Annotated in this window: 19 protein-coding genes and 1 tRNA gene; 7 read left to right on the top strand and 13 right to left on the bottom strand. The window is 57.7% G+C overall.

Going from position 1 to position 20,223, the window contains the following annotated elements; genetic code table 11:
• Nucleotides 1–10: 10 nt before the first annotated feature.
• Nucleotides 11–1,222, bottom strand: coding sequence for a phage major capsid protein (locus tag JAO29_RS03900; RefSeq protein WP_334266862.1), 1,212 nt, complete (start codon nucleotides 1,220–1,222; stop codon nucleotides 11–13).
• 479 nt (nucleotides 1,223–1,701) lie between these two features.
• Nucleotides 1,702–2,025 (bottom strand): hypothetical protein, encoded by a 324-nt coding sequence (locus JAO29_RS03895; RefSeq protein ID WP_334266861.1) that lies wholly within the window; start codon nucleotides 2,023–2,025, stop codon nucleotides 1,702–1,704.
• Nucleotides 2,026–2,445: 420 nt separating this feature from the next.
• Here JAO29_RS03895 and JAO29_RS03890 point away from each other — a divergent pair, with 420 nt between their 5' ends.
• Both JAO29_RS03890 and JAO29_RS03885 read left to right on the top strand, forming a co-directional pair.
• A complete protein-coding gene (locus JAO29_RS03890) occupies nucleotides 2,446–2,607 on the top strand; it encodes a hypothetical protein (RefSeq protein WP_334266860.1) in 162 nt (53 codons plus the stop codon).
• Nucleotides 2,608–2,774: 167 nt separating this feature from the next.
• A complete protein-coding gene (locus JAO29_RS03885) occupies nucleotides 2,775–3,107 on the top strand; it encodes a hypothetical protein (protein ID WP_334266859.1) in 333 nt (110 codons plus the stop codon).
• A 410-nt stretch (nucleotides 3,108–3,517) separates the two neighbouring features.
• Here JAO29_RS03885 and JAO29_RS03880 read toward each other — a convergent pair.
• From JAO29_RS03880 to JAO29_RS03870, 3 genes are all read right to left on the bottom strand, one after another.
• Nucleotides 3,518–3,605 (bottom strand) — tRNA-Ser (locus tag JAO29_RS03880).
• Nucleotides 3,606–3,650: 45 nt separating this feature from the next.
• Nucleotides 3,651–5,375: an MSCRAMM family protein gene (locus JAO29_RS03875; RefSeq protein ID WP_334266858.1), complete on the bottom strand. Its 1,725-nt coding sequence runs from the start codon at nucleotides 5,373–5,375 to the stop codon at nucleotides 3,651–3,653.
• Nucleotides 5,372–7,006 (bottom strand): carboxypeptidase-like regulatory domain-containing protein, encoded by a 1,635-nt coding sequence (locus tag JAO29_RS03870; protein ID WP_334266857.1) that lies wholly within the window; start codon nucleotides 7,004–7,006, stop codon nucleotides 5,372–5,374. Before JAO29_RS03870 ends, JAO29_RS03875 begins: the two co-directional genes overlap by 4 nt.
• Before the next feature lie 192 nt (nucleotides 7,007–7,198).
• Between JAO29_RS03870 and JAO29_RS03865 the strand changes: the two genes are divergently transcribed.
• Both JAO29_RS03865 and JAO29_RS03860 read left to right on the top strand, forming a co-directional pair.
• Entirely contained in the window at nucleotides 7,199–7,597 is a 399-nt protein-coding gene (locus JAO29_RS03865; protein ID WP_334266856.1) for a putative quinol monooxygenase, read from the top strand.
• Nucleotides 7,598–7,695: 98 nt separating this feature from the next.
• Nucleotides 7,696–8,856 carry a glycosyltransferase family 4 protein gene (locus tag JAO29_RS03860; protein ID WP_334266855.1) on the top strand — a complete coding sequence of 387 codons (1,161 nt, stop codon included), beginning with the start codon at nucleotides 7,696–7,698 and terminating at the stop codon, nucleotides 8,854–8,856.
• Nucleotides 8,857–8,909: 53 nt separating this feature from the next.
• Here JAO29_RS03860 and thiS read toward each other — a convergent pair whose 3' ends face one another.
• Both thiS and thiD read right to left on the bottom strand, forming a co-directional pair.
• The gene (gene thiS, locus JAO29_RS03855; RefSeq protein WP_334266854.1) at nucleotides 8,910–9,131 is read right to left on the bottom strand and encodes a sulfur carrier protein ThiS; all 222 of its coding nucleotides are present in this window, start codon (nucleotides 9,129–9,131) and stop codon (nucleotides 8,910–8,912) included.
• 45 nt (nucleotides 9,132–9,176) lie between these two features.
• Nucleotides 9,177–9,974, bottom strand: a complete 798-nt coding sequence (gene thiD, locus JAO29_RS03850) for a bifunctional hydroxymethylpyrimidine kinase/phosphomethylpyrimidine kinase (protein WP_334266853.1) — start codon at nucleotides 9,972–9,974, stop codon at nucleotides 9,177–9,179.
• A gap of 267 nt (nucleotides 9,975–10,241) precedes the next feature.
• Between thiD and JAO29_RS03845 the strand changes: the two genes are divergently transcribed.
• Nucleotides 10,242–10,766: a septal ring lytic transglycosylase RlpA family protein gene (locus JAO29_RS03845; protein ID WP_334266852.1), complete on the top strand. Its 525-nt coding sequence runs from the start codon at nucleotides 10,242–10,244 to the stop codon at nucleotides 10,764–10,766.
• Between the two features lie 71 nt (nucleotides 10,767–10,837).
• On the top strand, nucleotides 10,838–11,569 hold the full coding sequence (gene pyrF, locus JAO29_RS03840; protein ID WP_334266851.1) for an orotidine-5'-phosphate decarboxylase: 732 nt from the start codon (nucleotides 10,838–10,840) through the stop codon (nucleotides 11,567–11,569).
• 238 nt (nucleotides 11,570–11,807) lie between these two features.
• Here pyrF and JAO29_RS03835 read toward each other — a convergent pair whose 3' ends face one another.
• The 5 genes from JAO29_RS03835 to JAO29_RS03815 form a co-directional block, all read right to left on the bottom strand.
• Nucleotides 11,808–12,707, bottom strand: coding sequence for a dimethylarginine dimethylaminohydrolase family protein (locus tag JAO29_RS03835; protein ID WP_334266850.1), 900 nt, complete (start codon nucleotides 12,705–12,707; stop codon nucleotides 11,808–11,810).
• Between the two features lie 211 nt (nucleotides 12,708–12,918).
• On the bottom strand, nucleotides 12,919–13,098 hold the full coding sequence (locus tag JAO29_RS03830) for a hypothetical protein (RefSeq protein WP_121469254.1): 180 nt from the start codon (nucleotides 13,096–13,098) through the stop codon (nucleotides 12,919–12,921).
• A 192-nt stretch (nucleotides 13,099–13,290) separates the two neighbouring features.
• Nucleotides 13,291–14,493: a hypothetical protein gene (locus JAO29_RS03825; RefSeq protein ID WP_334266849.1), complete on the bottom strand. Its 1,203-nt coding sequence runs from the start codon at nucleotides 14,491–14,493 to the stop codon at nucleotides 13,291–13,293.
• A gap of 134 nt (nucleotides 14,494–14,627) precedes the next feature.
• Nucleotides 14,628–15,665: a CPBP family intramembrane glutamic endopeptidase gene (locus tag JAO29_RS03820; protein ID WP_334266848.1), complete on the bottom strand. Its 1,038-nt coding sequence runs from the start codon at nucleotides 15,663–15,665 to the stop codon at nucleotides 14,628–14,630.
• A 30-nt stretch (nucleotides 15,666–15,695) separates the two neighbouring features.
• Nucleotides 15,696–16,589, bottom strand: coding sequence for an acetyl-CoA carboxylase carboxyltransferase subunit alpha (locus JAO29_RS03815; RefSeq protein WP_334266847.1), 894 nt, complete (start codon nucleotides 16,587–16,589; stop codon nucleotides 15,696–15,698).
• A 305-nt stretch (nucleotides 16,590–16,894) separates the two neighbouring features.
• Between JAO29_RS03815 and JAO29_RS03810 the strand changes: the two genes are divergently transcribed.
• Nucleotides 16,895–18,439, top strand: coding sequence for a hypothetical protein (locus JAO29_RS03810; RefSeq protein WP_334266846.1), 1,545 nt, complete (start codon nucleotides 16,895–16,897; stop codon nucleotides 18,437–18,439).
• Nucleotides 18,440–18,468: 29 nt separating this feature from the next.
• On the opposite strand, the gene JAO29_RS03805 is transcribed toward JAO29_RS03810, so the two are convergent.
• Nucleotides 18,469–20,190, bottom strand: coding sequence for a DUF885 family protein (locus JAO29_RS03805; protein WP_334266845.1), 1,722 nt, complete (start codon nucleotides 20,188–20,190; stop codon nucleotides 18,469–18,471).
• Between the last annotated feature and the right edge of the window lie 33 nt (nucleotides 20,191–20,223).

The raw sequence follows: 20,223 nt of genomic DNA, 5'->3' as shown, positions 1-20,223 counted from the left end.
GGGTCTTTGGTTAGCTGTGCAGTGTGATTGCCTGGATTGCCTCGGAGCGGCGCACGCGCCCGTCGCTACGGCGGTATGCGAGAAGAACGAGCTGACCCTGGATCGCCTTCACTTGGTCCAGAACCTTGACGTTGATACCCGAACCGCCACGGTCCCCGATAACGTATCCCTGTTTGAAATCTCCAAACAGGACAGGAGTCGCACCGGCAGCGATGACGGGCATGTTGGAGTCATAGACCACCGGGTACCCATGGAGGAAGTCTTGATTTCCAACGCGGGTAAACACCGGCTCAAACAGATTGGCTTGCTTCTGTGCCTTGCGGAGCGCAACGGCGGTTGACCGCTGCATGAGCCACGAGGCGTTCTGGTGGTACGGCGTCTTAAGCAACCCGAGGACGTCGAATGTTGCGTCGATGCTCAAGAGATTTCCGAGGGAGTCGGCAACAGCGCTGGTAACACCGGCACCGACGTTGCCAAGTAGACCCTGCGGCTCGCCATTACCCGAACCGCTGAGGTATTTGGCACCCTCGTAAATCTGTTGTGCCTGGAGCATATCTTGCACGCAGAACGCCTGGAAACTTGGGACATCCTGTGCAAGCTCCCAACTTACGGTTTCGCGGATACCGGCCATGAACGCCGAAAGCGTGAACTGCTCCAGTGTTGGGTCAGTCTCCGGGAAACTGTTGTCAGTTGTCCCCGACTCAGCCTTCGCCGCAGCGACGCCAAAAGACCCCTTGCGAGGAATCTTGATGTCCATAGCGGTTGGCACAATCGAGGCAACAGTGCGGACGCCATGGTCGGGCGGCGCGAGCGGTACGATGTTGGAATCAACCGTAATCGGAACCGCATAACCGCCCGAGCCGTCCGAACCTTCGTACAGAGCGCTTTCCATTCGCGTTCCGCTGGACGCGATGTAGCCAAAAAACGCTTCGTTGTATTCGGAAGACAGAAACTTTCTCTGCGCAACGGTGGATGTCTTCGCCGCAGCGCTTGAGCCTGGGATAAGCATCCCATCCTTCATCATGTGACGAAGGGTTGACTTCGCCTCACGCTCTTTAACACGGCGGCCCAAGGAATCGGCCTCCGCTATGTGCTCGTCATATTCAGCGGTTTCCGACGAGGTCATCTGACGGCCTCGTGTCTCTGCCGCCTTAAGAACGGTTTCGGCTCTGTTGAGAGCGGCTTCGCGGTCTGCTTTCAGCTCAAACAAATTCTTCGACATAATTTTCTCCATTTTTGAAATTCCGCTCGCCTCCCCGCGAGCGGTTTACAGCGACACGCCTCCCGTCCGCGTTGTAGCGGTGGCTATCGTGCGCGACCCGGATCTTTCTATCCAGGCAGCCGTTGTCTCAAACTTGGGTTAGGCGTTAGGGATCTGCACCGCCTCGCGCACGCGCCGCCTCGGGGCGGGGAAGTCGCCGAGGGTCCCAGCGGCTTGCCACTGCCTAAGGACTAAAGCAGCGAGCAACGGGGAGGGGATGGCGGGCTTTTGGTTGCGGGCGAGGTTACTAAGACTTCTGCGGATGCTTTCAGCAGACACATCAATTTTGCGGATCATAGGGGCCTGTTGTCCTTTGGTTGGGACCAACCGCGCCATCTGCCTTAGAATGGAAGAAAGCCGGTTGATGACGTTAGTCGCGTTGGTCGATTGTGCTTACCGGGCTTGGAAGTCGTTACGAGCGACCCCAAGCCCACTTTCGTCTAGTGCTTAGTTTTCAGTATCGCTGTTGCCTCGTCCTGAATCGTCGCGGCCTTCCTCAAGACTGCTATTCCGTTGGGGCTGAGCCCGGTGAACTGATAAGGGAAGATCGCTTGTTTGCTGGCCTGTGCGTCGTATTGTTTGAAGACCATGCCGATAGCAACAACGTCATCCCGGCCCAAGATCTCAAAAGCGACTGCGCGAATGTCTTCGAGGGATTTTCCTTCCTCGTCCAGCAAGATAAAGTGCGGAACTTCGGGGTCGGCACTCTCGACATAAACGATAGCGGCAGTGACATCCGTTGGGCTGAGGTTTGCTGTAGCCATCTCATTCCTCAGCTTTCCGAGAGCGTCAGTTGCTCGCTGCCAGACGACCGTCCGGTGTAGCGGAAGTGATTCGCCCGCTTTGGGTGGGCGTCCCAAGCGGAAATTACGGCGTACCTGAGCTGCGGGAGTCATTGTGCTCTCCATCTTTTTGATACCGGCTTGCAAACTCTTCTTACCGGCTGGTGTCGTATACGGTGCCATACCACCCCCTTTCTGATTCAGTTTTATCAAAAAACCGATTGGTGTCAATATTTATTTTTCGTGAGCCATCAATTCTCAACAGGGTAATCAGCATAGTAGAGTGCTGCTATACGACTTTGATGGTAGATAAGATATTTATTATGAGGTACTTATAAAGTGGACGAATCATTCGGACGTACTAAAGGTAGTTCGATTTTCACCTGCGGAGAAGTCGCTGAAATGATGGGGTTTTCGTATCCAACAATCGTGCGGATGTTCGAGGACGAGCGCGGCGTCATCATCCTCAACCGGCCAACGAAGATGAACAAACGCCGGTATCGCAGCATTCGGATACCGCGAGCTGTCTACGAGCGAGTGAGGCGACGATATGAGGTCACATAGGTGTGGAGGCCACAGCCCATTGATCGACGCGACAAAATAACACAACATATAGTGGAAAAAACTTGACGCCCCGAATATCGACCCTTATTCTCAACAGCAAATGCAGCAATTTTTCTCCCCAGGGGCCATATATGTCACACGCAACTACAGAACTACACGAAAACCGGATGTTCGAAATCATTCCAACCGAAGACCACGATATCGTTCGTGAGGAGATGTCCCGTGAGGACTGGCATCGGACGGCTTCACAGAGCGGCGCAGATGTTCACCTCACAAGAGGAAGCTATTTCAAGCTCAACGGGACCAAAGACGAGATGGATCGTATTGAAGCTCGATTGAGTGCGCGACTAAAGCGGAGATTTAGTATAGAAGCGTCTTTCGGTCCGACATACGGCTACGGACTCAAGCCCGTTGCACAACCAGCTGCGCTTGCTAGACTGCCCGGAACGTACCCCGTCTATCCGAATCTTGCAGCGTTCTATCTGTCTAACGAATCTTAGAAAGCCGAACTCAATTTTCGAGTGTTTTGGACGGTCCCGGGCCTATTTCCGCTCGATGTGTTCCGGGACTCTGCGAAAGACGCGGTTATAGACCTCGTGGGCTAGATCCACGGATTCTTCTATTGCCCGGATTGTCGGAATCACTCGCACGTTGACTTGCTTCTCGCGCGCCAAGCGCATACCCGCAATCAGGCACGCGCCGAGGTAAACCATGTTTCGGTTGAGGCGGGGAAGATGCGCGTCGGGGTCAAACATGAAAAAGAGTATAGCGAATAAAAAGCGAATAAAAGAGGCGCAGTTGCTATTGATCCTGAGAGCACACGAAATTGCTCTCCCGGAGTACACACGCTTAGACTGTTCTAGAATTAGCTACGGAGTGAAGTCATCACGTAACTTATTGATTCTATTAGTGGCGGAGAGACAGGGATTCGAACCCTGGATACCTTGCGGTATACACGCTTTCCAAGCGTGCGCCTTCAGCCACTCGGCCATCTCTCCGCGTTTCGCGACCTTCTTGACTCTAACACATTGCGCGCCTTGGATTCACGGCTCCTGAACCACGATCTCCTGTTTGACTCGGACCTCCGTTCGAAGATCAAGTGGCACGCCGTGCATCAGATACTTCTCAAGCGCCGCACCGTCCTTCCAGTTCACCTGCCAGCCGCGATCGACCGCTATCAGAATGTACTGTCCCGGAATGACATCATTAAGCTCGAAGCTTCCATCTGTATTGGTCTCGTCTCGTACCACGCTCGTGAACGACGACGGATCTTTCAATCCGGCTGGAACCAGAACGACCATCGCCCCTTCTACAGGTTTGCCGTCTGCGGTGGCCAGACCGCTCACCGCTGCACGCCCTTTTGCCATGCGAAGCGTAAGTTTAACCTCTCCTGGGTGCACGACGATAAAACGGCCTGCAACGTCAGCTCCTCTGGCTGCCATACCTACGAGATACGTGTCCTGCGCCGCCAGGCTCACCTCATAGCGACCCGGTGGAACCTGGATTGTGATCCCTTCAGGCACCTTCGACGGAGAGTCAGAATTCCCCGCGCGTGCCCTGATAAATTCATTGGCGCGCCAAGGCCTGAAACGTGCCCCTGTTTCAACGTTTTTAAGCACGACGCGCTGCAGATCTTCTTCTCCAGAGCTCGTAGACTCCAGCGTGATATCCGCCATCTGAATCCCAGATACCGTCGAATCCAGAACGCGCGAAGAACCTGGGGTAATCTCAATCAGTTTGATCTGCGGATTCTGATCCAATCCTGGAACACGCAAGCGGTACAGGCCGGGCGCAAGATCGCCAAGATCGAACTGGCCAGCAGAGCCAAAGCCGCTTGCCCGCGTCGCCATTGTTCCCACTCCACTTCCACTCGTATCCACTCTCTCCAGAATCGGAAAGAGGGAACCGGCGCGCCTTTCAGGCTGACCTGCCGCAAGCGGACTCGAGAGGCGGATATGCGCGGCCGGTATTGGCGCAAGATGAAAGTCGGCTCTCTGGCTATCTGCCGGATGGAGCGAGAGAATCTCGGCCTGGGCCGCTTCATCCACTCCCGGAAACCACGTAAGTTGATAGGTCACATCTAACGCGCTATCCGAAGCAGCGCCACTTCCGTTGGACAGCCTGGGCTGACCCGCCGTGCTGTACCACGGCTTCGCATCGGCCATGACCCTGTAGTCGCCCTCAGCTAACCCGCTAAAGTCGAAGACACCTCGATCGTCCGTCTGAACGACCATCCTGTTGCGAAACTCCTCCTGATCTTGGCCCGGCGACGCCGCCGGACGATGTTGAAGCACCATGCGTGCATCCCGTACCGGCTCACCGGCTTCATCCAGAACTGTCCCGGTAATCTCCGCCTCCGGGGAGATGCGAAAGTGGAGATCCACCGTCCTCTCTTGAGAGGTAAGAACGACCGCTGCAGAGAAGGAGTCATGTTCATCGTAGGCCTGTGTGACAAACCCGTTGGCACTCGCCGTCAAACGCCATCGACCCGCAGAAGGCAGAGGTAACGTGAAACGCCCATGTTCATCCGCGTCCGTTCCGATTCCCGAAGAGCTTCGCTCGCCGCGAAAATTCCGGATCATCTCCCCTCTTCCAGCGACGCTTGGTCCGGCGCTCAAATGCGCATGTGGAACAGGACTACCATCCACACTGCTGACCACAATCCCCGTTATCTTGTAGCCTTCGCCGTCGCGGTTAACCTCCGCGGCATGCGCTGCGCATGTCACCGTCAGCACCACCACCGAAAGCATGTTCAGGACTGATCTCAAGGACGTAGCTCCGTATCAGGCACCGCATCCAGATCCACTGCAGCCGTATTGCCCGCTGTAATCGTCACGTTGCGAATATAGGTACTGTATGGAGCGAGCGTTTTAGGGTCGCGGAAGTTATCGGAGTGCCTGCTTTCAAAACCGATCACCTGATAGCTGCCCGGTGGAAGAGAAGGGAAGTCGAAGTTTCCACTCAGATCGCTTCTGCCGGGATAGAAGGGAACTGCGTTTGGGAACTGCGGAATGACCTCAATCCAAATGGATGCTCCGGCGCTCCCCAGCCTGGTCGAGCCCCTCAGTCCGCCCGTCTGGTCGCTGATCGTTACCACGATGGGAGAGCTGGCAGCTCCCCAGGCAACAGTCATATTGTCCCGTAGCAGATCGGTCGACCCGTAAGTTGCGGACTTTACGAACCACGGACCTCGCGTGCGCGAGCCGAACCGGTACACCCCTGGAGTAGGGCGTATCGTCGTCTCCGATCCTCTGGAGTTCATCACGAGAGAGCCATAGTCGCCGATTCGCGGCCCGTTGATGTTCTCCAGCATCAGCCCAAGCTGTTGTGGACTGGGCAGCGCTTTATCAGACGTTGATCCCGGATCCCTCACGATCTGAACCGGGATGGCAGCTACAGAGGACATTGTTAGAACCACACCGTGAACGTCCTGACCGGCTACCGTGACGTTGGCTTCGCCATAGGTTGTCTCTTCGCCACGACTCTGGTTGGCGATCAATGTAAAGGTTCCATCTGGAAGAGCAACCTGCATCTCGTCCGTACCCGCATCTTCACCGCGCAGAACACTCACGGGAAAGAGACTTCCATCGGTCATCCTGGCGCGCAGGTTGGGAAATCCATGTTCCTGCCCGGACTCAACCCGCAGCCCCACGGTGTAGGTCCTGCTGACCTCAGGATGCAACTCAAACTGTTGTTGGCTTCCACTGCTCAGATGGAGCGGCGGATCCGAGATCGATGGCATCATCAGCGGCATCGCTGCGTCGGAAGATCCGCCCACCCTTGGCGCGAAGTTTGTCTCAATGCGGTAGTCCCCGGGAGGCACAGTAAGCCGGAACTCTCCACGGGAGTTGGTAAGGCTGTGGCCTATGGGAATCCATTGATGTCCTGTTTCGCTATAGACGCTCCGCATGGCCGACACAAAGACCCGAGGCAGCGGAGTTCCGGCCGAGGACGTGACGGTCCCCGTCATCAAGCCTTCGGGATACAGACGGACCGTCAGGGGGGACATCATCTGCTCAGTACGGAGCATCGTTGTCGTGACCCCCATCTCAGGGCTGGAGTAGTAGCCGGGCTTCCTGACCTCCAGGACTGCGCTGCCGGCGGATGAAAACTGGTCGAACGCAAACTTTCCCTCGTGGTCGGTGAGCATCGCACGATCGTTGATCCGGACCAGGGCTCGAGAGACCGGAGATCCGTTCGTCGCATTGACGACAACTCCGGACAGGGATATCGGCTCGGCTGAACTGGGGGAGGCCGTGGCTTCTCCGTTTTGCTGCGCAGCAAACGGAGAAGCTCCCAACCCCAGAAGCATCAGAGCCAGAGACAACGTGAAACTGACCGCTCGTCGATCGATAGACAAAGGAAGACTCTCGCGAATAAGACGATCACCAGCCATCATCCGTCATCTGTGAGACAGAACTCGTAGAAAATCCTACGCTGGTTCGGGCCAAGTGAGTGGTCTATAAACCTTATGTCCGATAACACATATTATGTACAGTACTCGTTAGCTGCAAAGTAGAAGTGTCCGCTTTTTGCAAAGTTGAAATGTCCAAACTACCCTCGCCGTCTCCATGGGACGGGAGCTAAAAAGGTGAAAGCGAAGATGCTCATGGGAATCTCGATCGGGATCATGTGTCTCTGCCCGCTGCTCTTTTGCGAGCCTTCGCTGTTTGCACAGGATCGCACCGGGGACGTAGTCCGAATTGCAGAACTGGAGATCGATCCCGCGCAGCTGGATCCCTACAAGGCCGCACTTCGCGAGGAGATCGAAGCCTCCATTCGAGTGGAACCTGGAGTTCTGAGCCTCTACGCCGTATCTGTGAAGGGCCAACCCAACCAGATCAGGCTTTTCGAGAGGTACGCAAGTACAGCCACGTATCGGGCGCATCTTCAATCTGAGCACTTCAAGAAATATAAGAGCCAGACGGCTCACATGGTGAAGTCTCTGAGACTCATCGAAACCGAACCGATCCTGCTTGGCGCGAAGTAGAAAGCTGAAGGTTTATCGGGTTCCCCAGGACGATCGCGAACCTCCAGCCGCACACTTGCCCTTTGTTACTATCGACCTGAGGGCCCTCCCAACCGTTCATGAGAATCGTTCAGGCTGTCTTTGGTGTCTTCCATCACTTCGAGCTGGCTCGCGAGCTGGAGCGCCGCGGACACCTTTCTGCCATCTACTCCACTTTTCCCTGGCGACGTCTCCAGCGTGAAGGTCTTCCCCCATCCCGGGTCCAGACCTTTCCCTGGATCCATACGGCGGAGTTCCTCCTGCAGAAGTATCGAGTTGGAGGTCGATGGCTCTATGACCAACTCGGATATGCGAACGCCTTGGCCTTCGACGATTGGACTCTGAGGCGAATCCCGGCCTGCGATGCTTTCATTGCGATCTCGGGGGCTGGTCTCAAGACCGGCCAGAAGGTGCAGCGCGGCGGTGGTATCTACATCTGCGATCGCGGCTCCTCGCATCAGCGCTACCAGGAGCAGATTGTTACTGACGAGCATCGTCGCTGGAGTCTGGGACTTCCGGTCAGCGATGAAAGAGACACTGTTCGTGAGGAAAAAATATACGAAGCCGCGGATTTCATCACTGTGCCCTCTGGCTTCGCCGAGCGCTCCTTTATCGAAATGGGAGTTCCCCGGGAGAAGATGCGGAGGATTCCTTATGGGGTTCGGCTTGAACGATTCAGCCCCGTAGGTGAGCCTCCGACCAATCGCTTTGAAGTGCTCTTTGCCGGCGGCGTCAGCCTGCGCAAAGGAGTTCCGTACCTTCTCGACGCCTTTGCGCGCTTGCAACATCCCGCAAAGCGCCTACGCGTCGCCGGTGCCATGCAGCCCGACCTTCAGGCAATCCTGCAGCGGCTGCCGCAGGATAACGTGGAGTTTCTCGGATCCGTCCCGCAGGACCGCCTCATCGAGCTTATGAGTACCAGCCATGTCATGGTGCTCCCCAGCATCGAAGAAGGTCTTGCGCTTGTCCAGGGCCAGGCCATGGCATGTGGCTGTCCGGTGATCGCCTCGACCAACACCGGATCAGAAGATCTCTTCAGCGATGGAGTGGAAGGCTTCATCGTTCCCATTCGTGACAGTGACGCGATCCTCAACAGGATGCAGCAAATCATGGAAGATCCCGCACTGCGGCAGCGAATGAGCGAAGCTGCTCTGACAAGGGTGAAATCTTTAGGCGGCTGGCAGGATTATGGGGATAAGTGGGAAGAGTTCCTTCGCGACGCTACCGATCAGAAGTCTTGATGGCTGAATCTTATTCTTTATATTATTTCTATATCTCACTGAAGCTAATTGGTTTACACGGTGCCGCCACCGACAAAATGGACGATCTCGAGTCTATCGTTATCAGACAAAGTGATGCTGTCCCAGGTCGTCCGTGATGCGATCTCTCCGTTGTATTCGATGGCTACGCGGTCCCCTTTGAGCCCGATCTCCTGAACCAGGTTTTCGAGGGTTGCGGAGTCTGGAAGTGTTTCGAACACGCGGGGCTGACCATTCAAAATAAGCGTCAATGACATTTCTCTTCTAAATTAGCAGGAGTTTCTCTCAACGACGTGTCCTGCTCATCGGAGCGGCCACAGATGATTGAGTGGACCCTTTCCATAGCCCAGAGGAGCCGCGCTGCGGATGGCCTCTGCGACATACAGTTTTGCCTTACACACCGCGTCCCATGGGCCGTCTCCCATGACCAGGCGGCTAAGCATCGCGCTCGAGAACGCACACCCGGTCCCGTGGGTTGAGGTGCTCTCGATAGATTCGCCATGGATCCACTTCGGCTCGGCGCCGGGCTCAAGCACCAGGTCGTCCGGCCTTTCGAGATGTCCTCCCGTTACGATCACGCCAAGATGCGGGTAGCGGCCTTGCAGCATCCGTGCGGCGACGACCGCCTGATCCGGTGTGGCAACCTCTCGCCGGCATAGAACTCCCAACTCATCCAGATTAGGTGTAATCCAGCTTGCAAGCGGAAGCAGTCTCCGGGCGAGGAGCTCAACTCCCGAAGCATCCAGTAGTTCCCTGCCTGAGCTTGACCGGATGACGGGATCAAGAACAATCGGGGCTTCCGGGGAGAGTCGACGAAACCTCTCCAGGTAATCCGCAACGATCCCCACCACCTCGGACGTTGCCAACATTCCGAGCTTGATCCCTGCCGGTGGCAGATCGGAGTGGAGACAGTCCAGAGTCTCGGCGACAGTCCTGCCCGAGACAGCCTCGCTTGAACGAACTCCGACTGTCGATTGCACGGTCAGACTGGTGATAACGGACGTGCCAAATAGACCATGCGCGGCAAAGACCATCAGGTCTGCGGTCACTCCAGCTCCGGAGGATGGGTCGAAGCCCGCGATGGTGAGAACAGTCTTCATGACTACAGAATGTCTTGTTTTGAACCAGGATTGGGCGATTTCGGCTTTTTTACTAACTTTTGCAAATTTCAGGTGATTTCTCGAAATTGGCAGAATAGAGTGTAAATCCAGCCGGAATTCGTGCTTTTAGGCCGAATATCGGATTGGCTCGACAGGATTCCCTATAGCACAGGCGGTTTGCGATGCGCAAGGGTTTGAGGAATGTAACTGCGTGATCCTGTTTGACTTAGCCTCTTTCAGACAGAGAAAATAGTAGCAGGAGGTGGCATGAAAATCTTTTCTACGAAGATGGGGGGCAAGACAGTCTCCACCAGGCGTGGAGTTGCCATCGCAACACTGTTGGTCGCGCTGGGAGTATCAGCATCGGCCAGCGATCCTTCTGTATCGGCGAAGCCTTCCGACACCGCGCCGGTTCAGCAGCGCAAGGCGCGACGCTGGTTTCAAATTGGTACAGCGTCGTGGTACGGACGATACTTCCAGGGCAGGCAGACGGCTAACGGCGAATCGTATGACATGAACGGCCTGACCTGCGCCCACCGCAGTCTCCCACTCGGGACCTGGCTGCGAGTGACCAACCTGAAGAATCGCAAGTCTGTATTCGTCCGGGTCAATGATCGAGGCCCGATGCCTGACGACCGTATTGTCGATCTATCCTACGGTGCCGCGAAGGCTGTCGGCATCACCGGTCTGGCGAAGGTCAAGCTCGAGAAGCTTCGGCCTGGCGATAGTGAGATGGCGAAACAACTGATCGCTCAACTCCGTGGACCGGTGGCAATCGGTCAGGGAATCTGATTCCCTTTCCAGGTCTTCAGCAGCTTCAGTCAGCGAGCACGAAGTCTTAGAGCATCCGCTAGACTGAAGCTGTGAAGAACTCCTCTCAGGAAAAGCTCTCCCCAAAAGATCATCTCGCCGTTGCTTTGGATGTCCCGGACGCTTCGACTGCCCTCGATCTCGTCGACCGGCTGGAAGGAACCTGCCGCTGGCTCAAAGTCGGCATGGAGCTCTATTACGCTGCAGGCAATTCGTTAGTCGAGAAGCTGCGAGAACGCGGGTTCAGCATATTTCTCGATCTGAAGCTTCATGACATCCCCAATACTGTCGCGGGCGCGGTGCGGTCGGTTACCAGCGCGGGAGCCGAGCTGCTGACCGTACATGGTTCGGGTGGTGAAGCCATGCTGCTAGCGGCGGCTGAGGCGTCGCAGGCGCCCGGCTCGCCCAAGCTGATCGCGGTAACGGTTCTGACCAGCATGGACGCTGCTGCGCTGAACGCGGTGGGCGTGTCGAGCTCGCCGGCAGAACAGGCTCTGCGGCTGGCACGGCTGGCGGCGTCTTCGGGGATGGACGGGATGGTCTGTTCGGCCGAAGAAGTTCGTTCTCTCCGAGAGGCGATTGGACCTGAGGCTGTCCTGGTTGTGCCCGGAATCCGGCCTGCGGGTGCTGCGGTGGACGATCAGCGCAGGATCGCTACGCCGCGTGATGCGATCGCACGAGGCGCCTCCCTGCTGGTCGTCGGCCGGCCGATTACCCGGGCTGGTGAGCCGGCGGCGGCGGCGGCGAGCATCCTCCGAGAGATTGAAGCTGCGCTCCCCCTATGAGGGTACCCCCCCGTCTTTTGCGCAAATCTTCAAAGATAAGATCTTAGCTCCGGACCTCATGTAGCAGCACTGCTCGAGAGTGAGCCGGATTGCCAAAGCAGAAGCCCGGCTGAGGCCGGGCTTTCTGTTCTGGTTCCATTATATGGATCGGTAAGTAACTGAACGGCACCGCGTATGTGCCTGATGCCACGCACGTAGACGGAGTCAGGCCCTTGACGGCACCGAATGCCGGAGAGACTCAGGAGCCGTGGGTCACCTTACAGTCGCTCAGTCGAAGCGCAAGTGCCTTGGCCGAACCGCCTCCGCGAATGAACTCACTGAGGTTTACCTCGACGACGTTGTAGCCCGCGGCACCGAGCCTCTCGGCGAGGTCGCTGCCGGCCACGCCCATAAGGATCTCGCGACCTGAGTTGATGAGATTGCAGGCGAAGCGAGTCGCCTCAGCCTCCGTGACCTCGATTCGCATCTCGGGAGCGAAGGCAGCCTTGATTCTTGCAACCGAAGGCTTGTCGAAGGCTCCTGGGAAGTAGACGACGTGGCCACCGGAGAGCGGCGCAAAGCAGGTATCGAGGTGGTAGAACCGGGGATCTACCAGGTGCAGCGAGCTTACCCCAACGTGCCATGCATCGGCGACGTGCCGGTGACTCTGCAGACAGGTCCGGACGCCGTGGGCGGCCCAGAGATGGTCGCCTTCCGCGTTGAAGAGGGCATCTCCTTCCCCTTCAAAGGCGGTCTCCCGCGGAGTCTCCCAGAGGAGAAACCCGGCGGACTCAAACCAGCGGCGGAGATGACGTTCTTCCGCCTGCCTTTGCGGATGGGTGAAGCTGGAGAGGGCTACGATACCGTGCTGGACCAGGGCTGCATGCCCGACGAAGACCATGTCGGGAAGGTTCTGCTGGCCATGGATGAGACGGATATCGGCGATTCGCTGCAACTGGCTGTGCAGCTCTCTCCATTGCGCATAGGCAAGATCTCGAGAGGGCCGGTGCAGATTTCCTGCCATCCACGGATTGATGACGTAATTAACGTCATACCACTCAGGTGGACACATCAGGTAGGTTGGGCGATCGAAGTGAGGGAGAGAAGTAAAGGACCGGATGGAGGATGATGTTGGGTTCGACACTGCAGTGATGCTCATATGGAACGAATTCCCTGCTTTCCGGTCTAGAGTCTGCCCGGCTACAGAGACAGTCGTCAAGTGAGCTGACGGTTATTTTTGTACAACCTTTGGTACCTTCGTGACGGTACGAGACTTATCGCCGGTTCTGTTTCCGTGGCAAACAGCGAAAAGAGCCCCGAAAAGGGGCCCTTCGCAAGCAAACAGTCTCTCAAAGATTGCAGAGGCAGAACTAGAGCTTCTCGAAGAACTCGCAAGCCGAGCAGGAGATGTAGACGCCGCCCGGAATTCCGCGCTCGCGGTCCTTGACTCGCTTTACGATGCGGGTCGGTTTTGAGCACTTCGGACAATCCGTGCTCTTGTTGGTATCCATGACCTTCTTACGGTCGCCGGTCTTGGCAATCTTTGCCATAATCTTGCTCTCCCAGGGTACGAATGTTTCGGCTCGCGCGCGGGATACCCGATGCTCCCTGTGATCAAGCGCAGAAGCATCGAAAGATATCCGGAACTTCTCAGGATTGTCCGGGCAAAGCCTCGGTAGAAATCGGAGGAGAAGAACTGCGGTTGTGGCTCCTACGATTTTACATCGGACGACGTTCTGTGGCTATGGCTGGGATGCTGTCGCGGGTACCTGTCTTCCGATATCCTGCGGACGGTTGGGCGGCGGAGTCTGAGGCTGAGGCGAAGGGGTGGTCTGGGCATTCGGATCGACCGGTGACCCCGGAGCAGCTGGAATGGGCTGGCGATTCGCCTTGCGGGTGGCATCCTTGTCGCTGTCCACGGGGTACTGAACTTTGCGCTGTGCGTTCGCCGGTGCGGCCTCTCCCGGGAGGCGAAGCGACGGAGGAGTCGATGTGGCCACACCGTCATCTGCTTCTTTTCCGGGTACGTGGTCTCCCATGGCGACCTGCCGCGTATTGGCGGGCATCGCTGCTTCCTCGATCTCGTTCTTGTCGTGAACTTCGAGCGGCTTGCCCATTGCGGCGATCTCAACGACGGCGACGTGGTCCCCCTTGAAACGGATGAAGCGAACCGTCTGCGGGACGTGTCCGTAGATCCACTCTTCGTAACGGGCTCCGTCAGGGTCTCCACTGGCCTGCTCGCGAATCTTGTTCTCCGGTGCACCGAGTGCCGCCAGAACCATGCGGTGGTCCATGCCCACCAGCACCTCGTGTGCGGCGATAGCATCGCGGAGCTTGGGAGGGAGGGTGTCGGCATACGCCTGTTCGCCCGATTTGACGCCAAAGTCGACCAAGGGTTGAAGCAGGGCCTTGACCTCGGGTGCCGATATGTCCGGAATACCGCCGGGAAAGATCAGGGTGATGCGCGATCCCGTTGGCTGCTCACCGGTGTTGGCGGCTACGGGATTGTCGTTGATCTGGATATGGCTGAGGAACCGATGTTTCGCATACGGGCCGCCATTGAAATCGAGAACGATCTGGTCGCCCTTGATGTTGAGTGCGGTAATGACTACGCGGTCTCCCGCAGCGGCTGCCTGACCCTTTTTGTAGATCATCTCCCGGTACTTCTCACCTCCGGGAGAGAGTTCCCCATTGGCCTTAAGGGAGAGCACGCCTACCGGAAGCGGGAGATGAGCGAAGCCCTGTTCGGCCTCCAGATTCCGTACGAGCTCGCGGCGTCCGCGCTCGCCGAGCTTGTCGGGCGGTAGAGGGAGGTTGGTCGGGGTGAATGAGGTTGAGATGTCAGATGTGGCAGTCTTCTCCCCCACAACGAAGACCTGCGACCAAACCAGCGGAGCGGTGAGAAAGAGGCACCCTGCGAAGAGAGCCCATCTGTGCGTGCGCATCACCATGGAAGCACCTCAGATCAAGACAAGCTTGCGCCTTCTCTTCTCTTTTGACAAGGGGAGGTGACGAATGGTTTTCAGCCGAAGACCGCGGCAGTGAGATTTTTACAATCCGGGGCTTGAGAGGGGCGGGATCAGTTCTCCGGAGTCTCGTCCGGCGAGCGCCCCTGAGGGGTCGAAGGGAGGATCTGGACCAGCGGCGCGGGCTTGCTCTGGAGGGATTCTTCCATCGAGGTGTGGGCCTTGGGAGGAGCGACCTCCATGGGATAACCGCCGGGGACGATAGGAGGATGGGTGTAGTCCCACGCGTAGTTGCGGGTGACCCGAACGAGGACGACAAGGCCTGCGAGCACGACTAGGATGGTGAGGGTCGCGGCTTCAGGACCGTAAAACCCTCCGGTGAGCCAGCGCCTTCCCGAGGTGACGGTATCGACCAGCACCGAGAGATTACGATTTCCTCCTACCGGCAGGCCGAACAAGATTCCCATACTTGCCGTCCAGGCGAAGTGCATCCCCCAGGCGAGCCAGAGGGCGTGGGTCCGGAACCAGGCGACCGAGAAGAGAATCCCCATGAGAAAGGAGATCAGGATGCCAGTGGAGTTCGCTCCATTGATCAATACCTGGGCCAGGGCGAAGAGCGCAGACATAACGATCGTAGCGGCTATGGGTCCGATTGCGCCGATGAGGCAGCGGAAGGGGTAACCGCGAAAGATGACCTCGATAGCGAGACTGGAAGCCGCGACGGCAAGGATGTTGATGAAGAGGAGGCGCAACGTGCCGGGTTCGGTCCAGAAGCTGGCGTGGAGACCTCCTGCCAACGCTATGGGAAGCACCGCGAGTATGGCCATTCCCCATCCCAGAGCGGCTCCGATTAGCCACTCTTCGGTGTCGGAGGATCGCCTGGGAAGAGCGAGCACGGAGCGCGCCGAAGCCGGACGACGGGCGAGGGATTCCAGCAGGAAGAAGCCGACGGCCAGGAGGAAGATGAGGAAGAGAGCACTGAGGAGGGGATGCCAGGCATCCATGTTGAAGCGATTCGTAAGCCCTCGCGCAGAGGACGAGGAGAGCAGCCGCGAAGAGACAGCCCACGCAAGCGCGGCAGCGAATCGGGCAAACTGAAACGTTCTGCCGGTTCGCCGGTGCATGGTCGTTGAATCGGAGGGGTACGACAACAAGTATGCTCCGTGCGTGCGAAGCCGCTGCTACACGCCGATAGAGGCGGCTGCGTTCGATTCGGCGGTATCGCTGGTATAAAACTGCGCGATGTTGCGGAACTTCCGATAGCGATCATCGAGAAGCTGATCGATCGAGAGCGTGCGCAGACTGGCGAGATGATATCGAAGCCGCTCATCGAGGGCGGCGAAGGTGGCGGCCGGATCGGCGTGGCTTCCGCCATCCGGTTCAGGAAGGACGTCGTCAACACATCCAAGAGCCTGCACGTCAGCCGCGGTGTACTTGAGAGCCGCCGCAGCCTGCTGCTTCTTGTTGGCGTCCTTCCACATGATGGAGGCGCATCCCTCGGGCGAGATCACCGAGTAGATGGAGTTCTCAAGCATGAGAACACGGTCGGCGACGGCAAGGGCAAGCGCTCCGCCGGAGCCGCCTTCTCCCGTAATAGTGGCGATGGTAGGCACGCGAAGCCGGGACATCTCGAACAGGTTGCGAGCGATCGCTTCGCCCTGTCCGCGCTCCTCCGCTCCAATGCCCGGGAAGGCGCCGGCGAGATCGATGAAGGTGAAGACGGGGCGGGAGAACTTCTCGGCGAGCTTCATGGCGCGGAGTGCCTTGCGGTAGCCCTCGGGATCGGGAGATCCGAACTTGCGAGCGACGCGCTCCTTGAGCGTGCGACCTTTCAGGTTCCCGATTACTGTCACGGGTTCACCATGGAACCATGCCATGCCGACAGACATTGCCTGATCGTCCCCGAAGGCTCGATCGCCGTGAATCTCGCTGAAGTCGGTAAAGATCGCCTGAATGTAGTCCATCGGATAGGGACGCTGCGGATGTCTCGCCAACTCTGTACGGGCCCATGCCTCTGGAACCTGTGGAGCGTTGGTACTGCCGTGCATTGCGCTGCTTGCTTCTTTTTCGGCCATATCTCGGCAAATCCTGCTTCTATCCGATTGTATGCGATGAATGAAGGAGATGCCGCGATGTTAACTGGAGAAAGTACAGCGTCTATTCGCGAACTTGCATCGTAGATAAGATTAGAAGTGCAGGCTCTCCGGCTCGAGGCCCCCTTCGCCCATCCTGACCTCCATGGACATGGAGGTTTTTATGCCCGCATCGAGGAATCGCTGAAGCCGCGCCTTTCCTCCACTTGAGACGATCAGACGTCTGACTCTGGATGGAGAGACCTCTCTATCCAAAGTCGGCGTACTTGAAAATAGAAAGTCGATTGATGTTTCGCCGCTCTACTGTAGTTGTTCTTCTCTTTTTAAGTAGCTTTGGTTCCGGGCAGAAAAGCGGGATTTCGCTCGGGAACATCAGCGCGGCCTCCTCCGCTGCAATGCTGATTGACGGACCTGAACCGAACGCGGCACAAAGCACCAGCCTGAGCCCAAGGCGAGTCGCCGAAGTCCCGTATGCTCCATACGACACCTACGATGTGGAAGCGCTGGGAGGACGTCCTGTCCCCCATGTCCAAGCGGTAGAACCGTTCCACTGGAAGGGACTGCTGCTGCAGTCGTTCGCCTTCGACCTGCTGCAGAACGCAACCCGCATCATGACTGCCGATCAGAATGATCGCCACATTCTGCTGAACAAGCCCTTCTGGTCTGACTACTGGGCTTCGCTGCAGCAGTTCAACATGCGGCGCTGGAATGACGGCGACAGCTTCAAGGTGAACTACATCGGGCATCCCATGCAGGGTGCTATCGCCAGCTATATTGAGGTGCAGAACGACCCGCGCGGACGAGGACAACGAATATCCAAAACGCAAGCATACTGGCACAGCCGCTTTCGCGCGTTTCTGTGGAACACCGCCTATTCGACACAGTGGGAGATCGGCCCTCTGGGCGAGACGGCAGTCTTCAACCAGGGCGGATTCACGTATCCGATTCGCTGCAGTAAGCATCCCGGAACCCCGAACTACTGCGAGAACCCGGACACCATGTACACCAATAACACGGGATGGGTGGACTTTATCATCACGCCCGTTGTGGGTTCGCTTTGGCAGATCGGGGAAGATACGATCGACCGCTATGTGTCGGATCCGCTGGTAAACCGACATCCAAACGGATTCGGATACAAGGTCCTCCGCTCTTCTCTGAATCCCCCGCGCTCGCTCGCCAACATGCTTCGCGGACAGTATCCCTGGTACCGGGATTACGAGCATCCCAGCGAATATCAATCTCCGGTTGTGGTTCGATTCGAGAAGGTGATGTCCCAACAGCCGGTCGAACACGTCGATCTGAATCCGCACTACTCGTCGATGGGTCTGCTGACGAACCACAGCTCCTGCATGAACTGCCGTGTAACCGCGAGCGGAGCGGGGCTGTCGGTGGGCGTCCGGCTGCAGCAGTATCTCGACTTTGTGAGCGACGTAAACATCTACCCGCAGGCGAGCCCCGTTTCAGCCCTTAGCGTTGGCGGAACGTTGACGACGGCCACGTTTGGTTTCCGTTCCGGGTATTCGACAAAACACTATGCGGTGAAGGTTGGACTGGCACCGGGATTCGCGTCCTACTCGAGGACTGGAACGGACCCGTCAGCACTCAAACGAAACTTTAACTTCGCTGCTGCCGCGACGGCCTCCGGCGATCTTCGACTGACCAATCACTTTGGCTTCCGCGCGACCGCCACCCAGATGCTGATTCGCTTCAAGAGCACGGATCGCGATCCGCCCGGTATCGGTACACCGCCGCGGCTTTCGTTCCTGTCACACGACAACTACATCAACACGACCAACTGGGGTGTGCAGCTGGGACCTGTGGTCCGGTTCTAGAGCGGGCTTAGCTCCAGCGCAGAATGCGATCATCGCGGCTGCCAGGTGAAGGTTGCGGGGATGGGCGGCACCTCGCTCGAATCCCCTAGCATCTCCCACCGTTGCAGAGCGAAGGGCACATTGCCGTTCAGCCATACGAAGTCGTGAAAGCGCTGCAGGCGAAACGACGATCCTTCTTTGTGCCGGGCATCGCTCAGCATGCGGATGATATCGAGCTTGCCGATCTGGTACGTGATGGCCTGCCCTGGCGTGGACGCGAACATTGCGGCTTCGCTGCGGGCTGTGGGGACGTCCATAGGCACCGTCGATGCCAGATATTCGGCGGCTTGCTCAAGCGTGAACGTTCCGAGCGCAAGACGAATGTCGACCTCGGTGCGCAGCGCGCGCAGGCGCATCATGCTGTAGATGCTCTCCTTCATGCGCGGAGCGTCTTCAAAGAGACCGGTCTCGAGCATCATCTCCTCGGCGTAGAAGCCGATTCCCTCATTCGATTCAGAGTCATAGTAGTGGCGGCGGACAGGGTCAGGGTGATGCCAGCTCCACGCCATCTGGAAGTAGTGACCGGGGACGCCTTCGTGAATCATGAGTGGACGCGTGTCCATCGCGGTGACGACGGAGAAGAAGCCAGTCGCCTTTGTGGGGTCACCCTTGTAGCTGGATGCGTCCTGATCGAGCCGAGAGGGACCGGTGAGATCGTCGGTGACGCCGAGAAAGCCGAGCGCGGCGACGTACGGTGGAATGGCGCGATCGTGATAGTGCCTCACGTCCGGTGGCACCGAAAGGATGCCATGGCTGACGAGATACTCGCGGATGGCTAGCTCGGCCTTTTCGGCGCTCTGCTCCTGCGCGTGAACATCGGGAAAGACGGGCATCTTCGGCAGGTTGATGTTGGCGGCCTGAGCGTAGCTCTCGAACGCAACGGAACGCTCCCACTCCTGCCGCCCCATCTCGAGCATCTGCTCGGGGGTGTAGGACATCAGCGCAACGTTGCGAAGAAAGTAAAGATATCCATCCCGGCCGACGGCAGTCATTTCAGGCAGGCCCTGCACCTTGCTCCGCAGCCATGTGCGATAGCCGACGAGAGCCTCCTGCGCGGCGGTGACGTCCTTGTCGAAACGAGTCCTGTTCCCTTCTGCGAGCTCCGGCTGCATGGCCTCTTTGAAGCGCTGGAGACGGGATTCCATCCCATCGAGCTCATTCAACGTGACGCGAACGTAGGGACCGCGCATGTCCGTAAGATTGGCCCGTGCATCGTCGAGCGTCGCTGGAATCCGCTCGAGACGGGAGAGAAGCTGCTTCTGCCGGTCCGGCTGGATGGGGGGCGGCGGAAGGATGACGGCATAGACGCTGCCGAGACTCTGCTGGAGGTAAAAATCAGGGTTCTCCCGCCACATCGGCATCACATCCAGCTCCCAATAGACGCGGGCGATGGCGGAGCCGAGGAGACGGTAGTCGATCTGGTCGGCAACCGAAGCTCCACTCAGGTCGAGAGCGCGCCACTGTCTCTCGAACTCCGCAATCCTCGTGTGATATCGCTTCACTGCCACAGGCGACCACTCCACCTTGAAGTCTTCTGCACGCTCGATGCGTGGAATGTCGTCGTTGGTGAATGGCTGCTCTGTCGCACGCCATGTCCAGAAGGATTCGCTCAGAGCTTCGAGCTTTGCGCGCTGAAACTGGGCGCTGGCCGGAATACACGAAAGGAAAAGGACTGCGCGGAGCAGCCGGAGGGCGACCTTTGAGGGTGGCATGCCCCTAAAGGTACATGGAGTGTCACGGTGCGG

Source organism: Edaphobacter sp. HDX4 (assembly GCF_036877565.1).
GTDB lineage: Bacteria > Acidobacteriota > Terriglobia > Terriglobales > Acidobacteriaceae > Edaphobacter.
The sequence above is the reverse complement of the archived record's forward strand: the minus strand, read 5'-3'. Positions and strand labels throughout refer to the sequence as shown.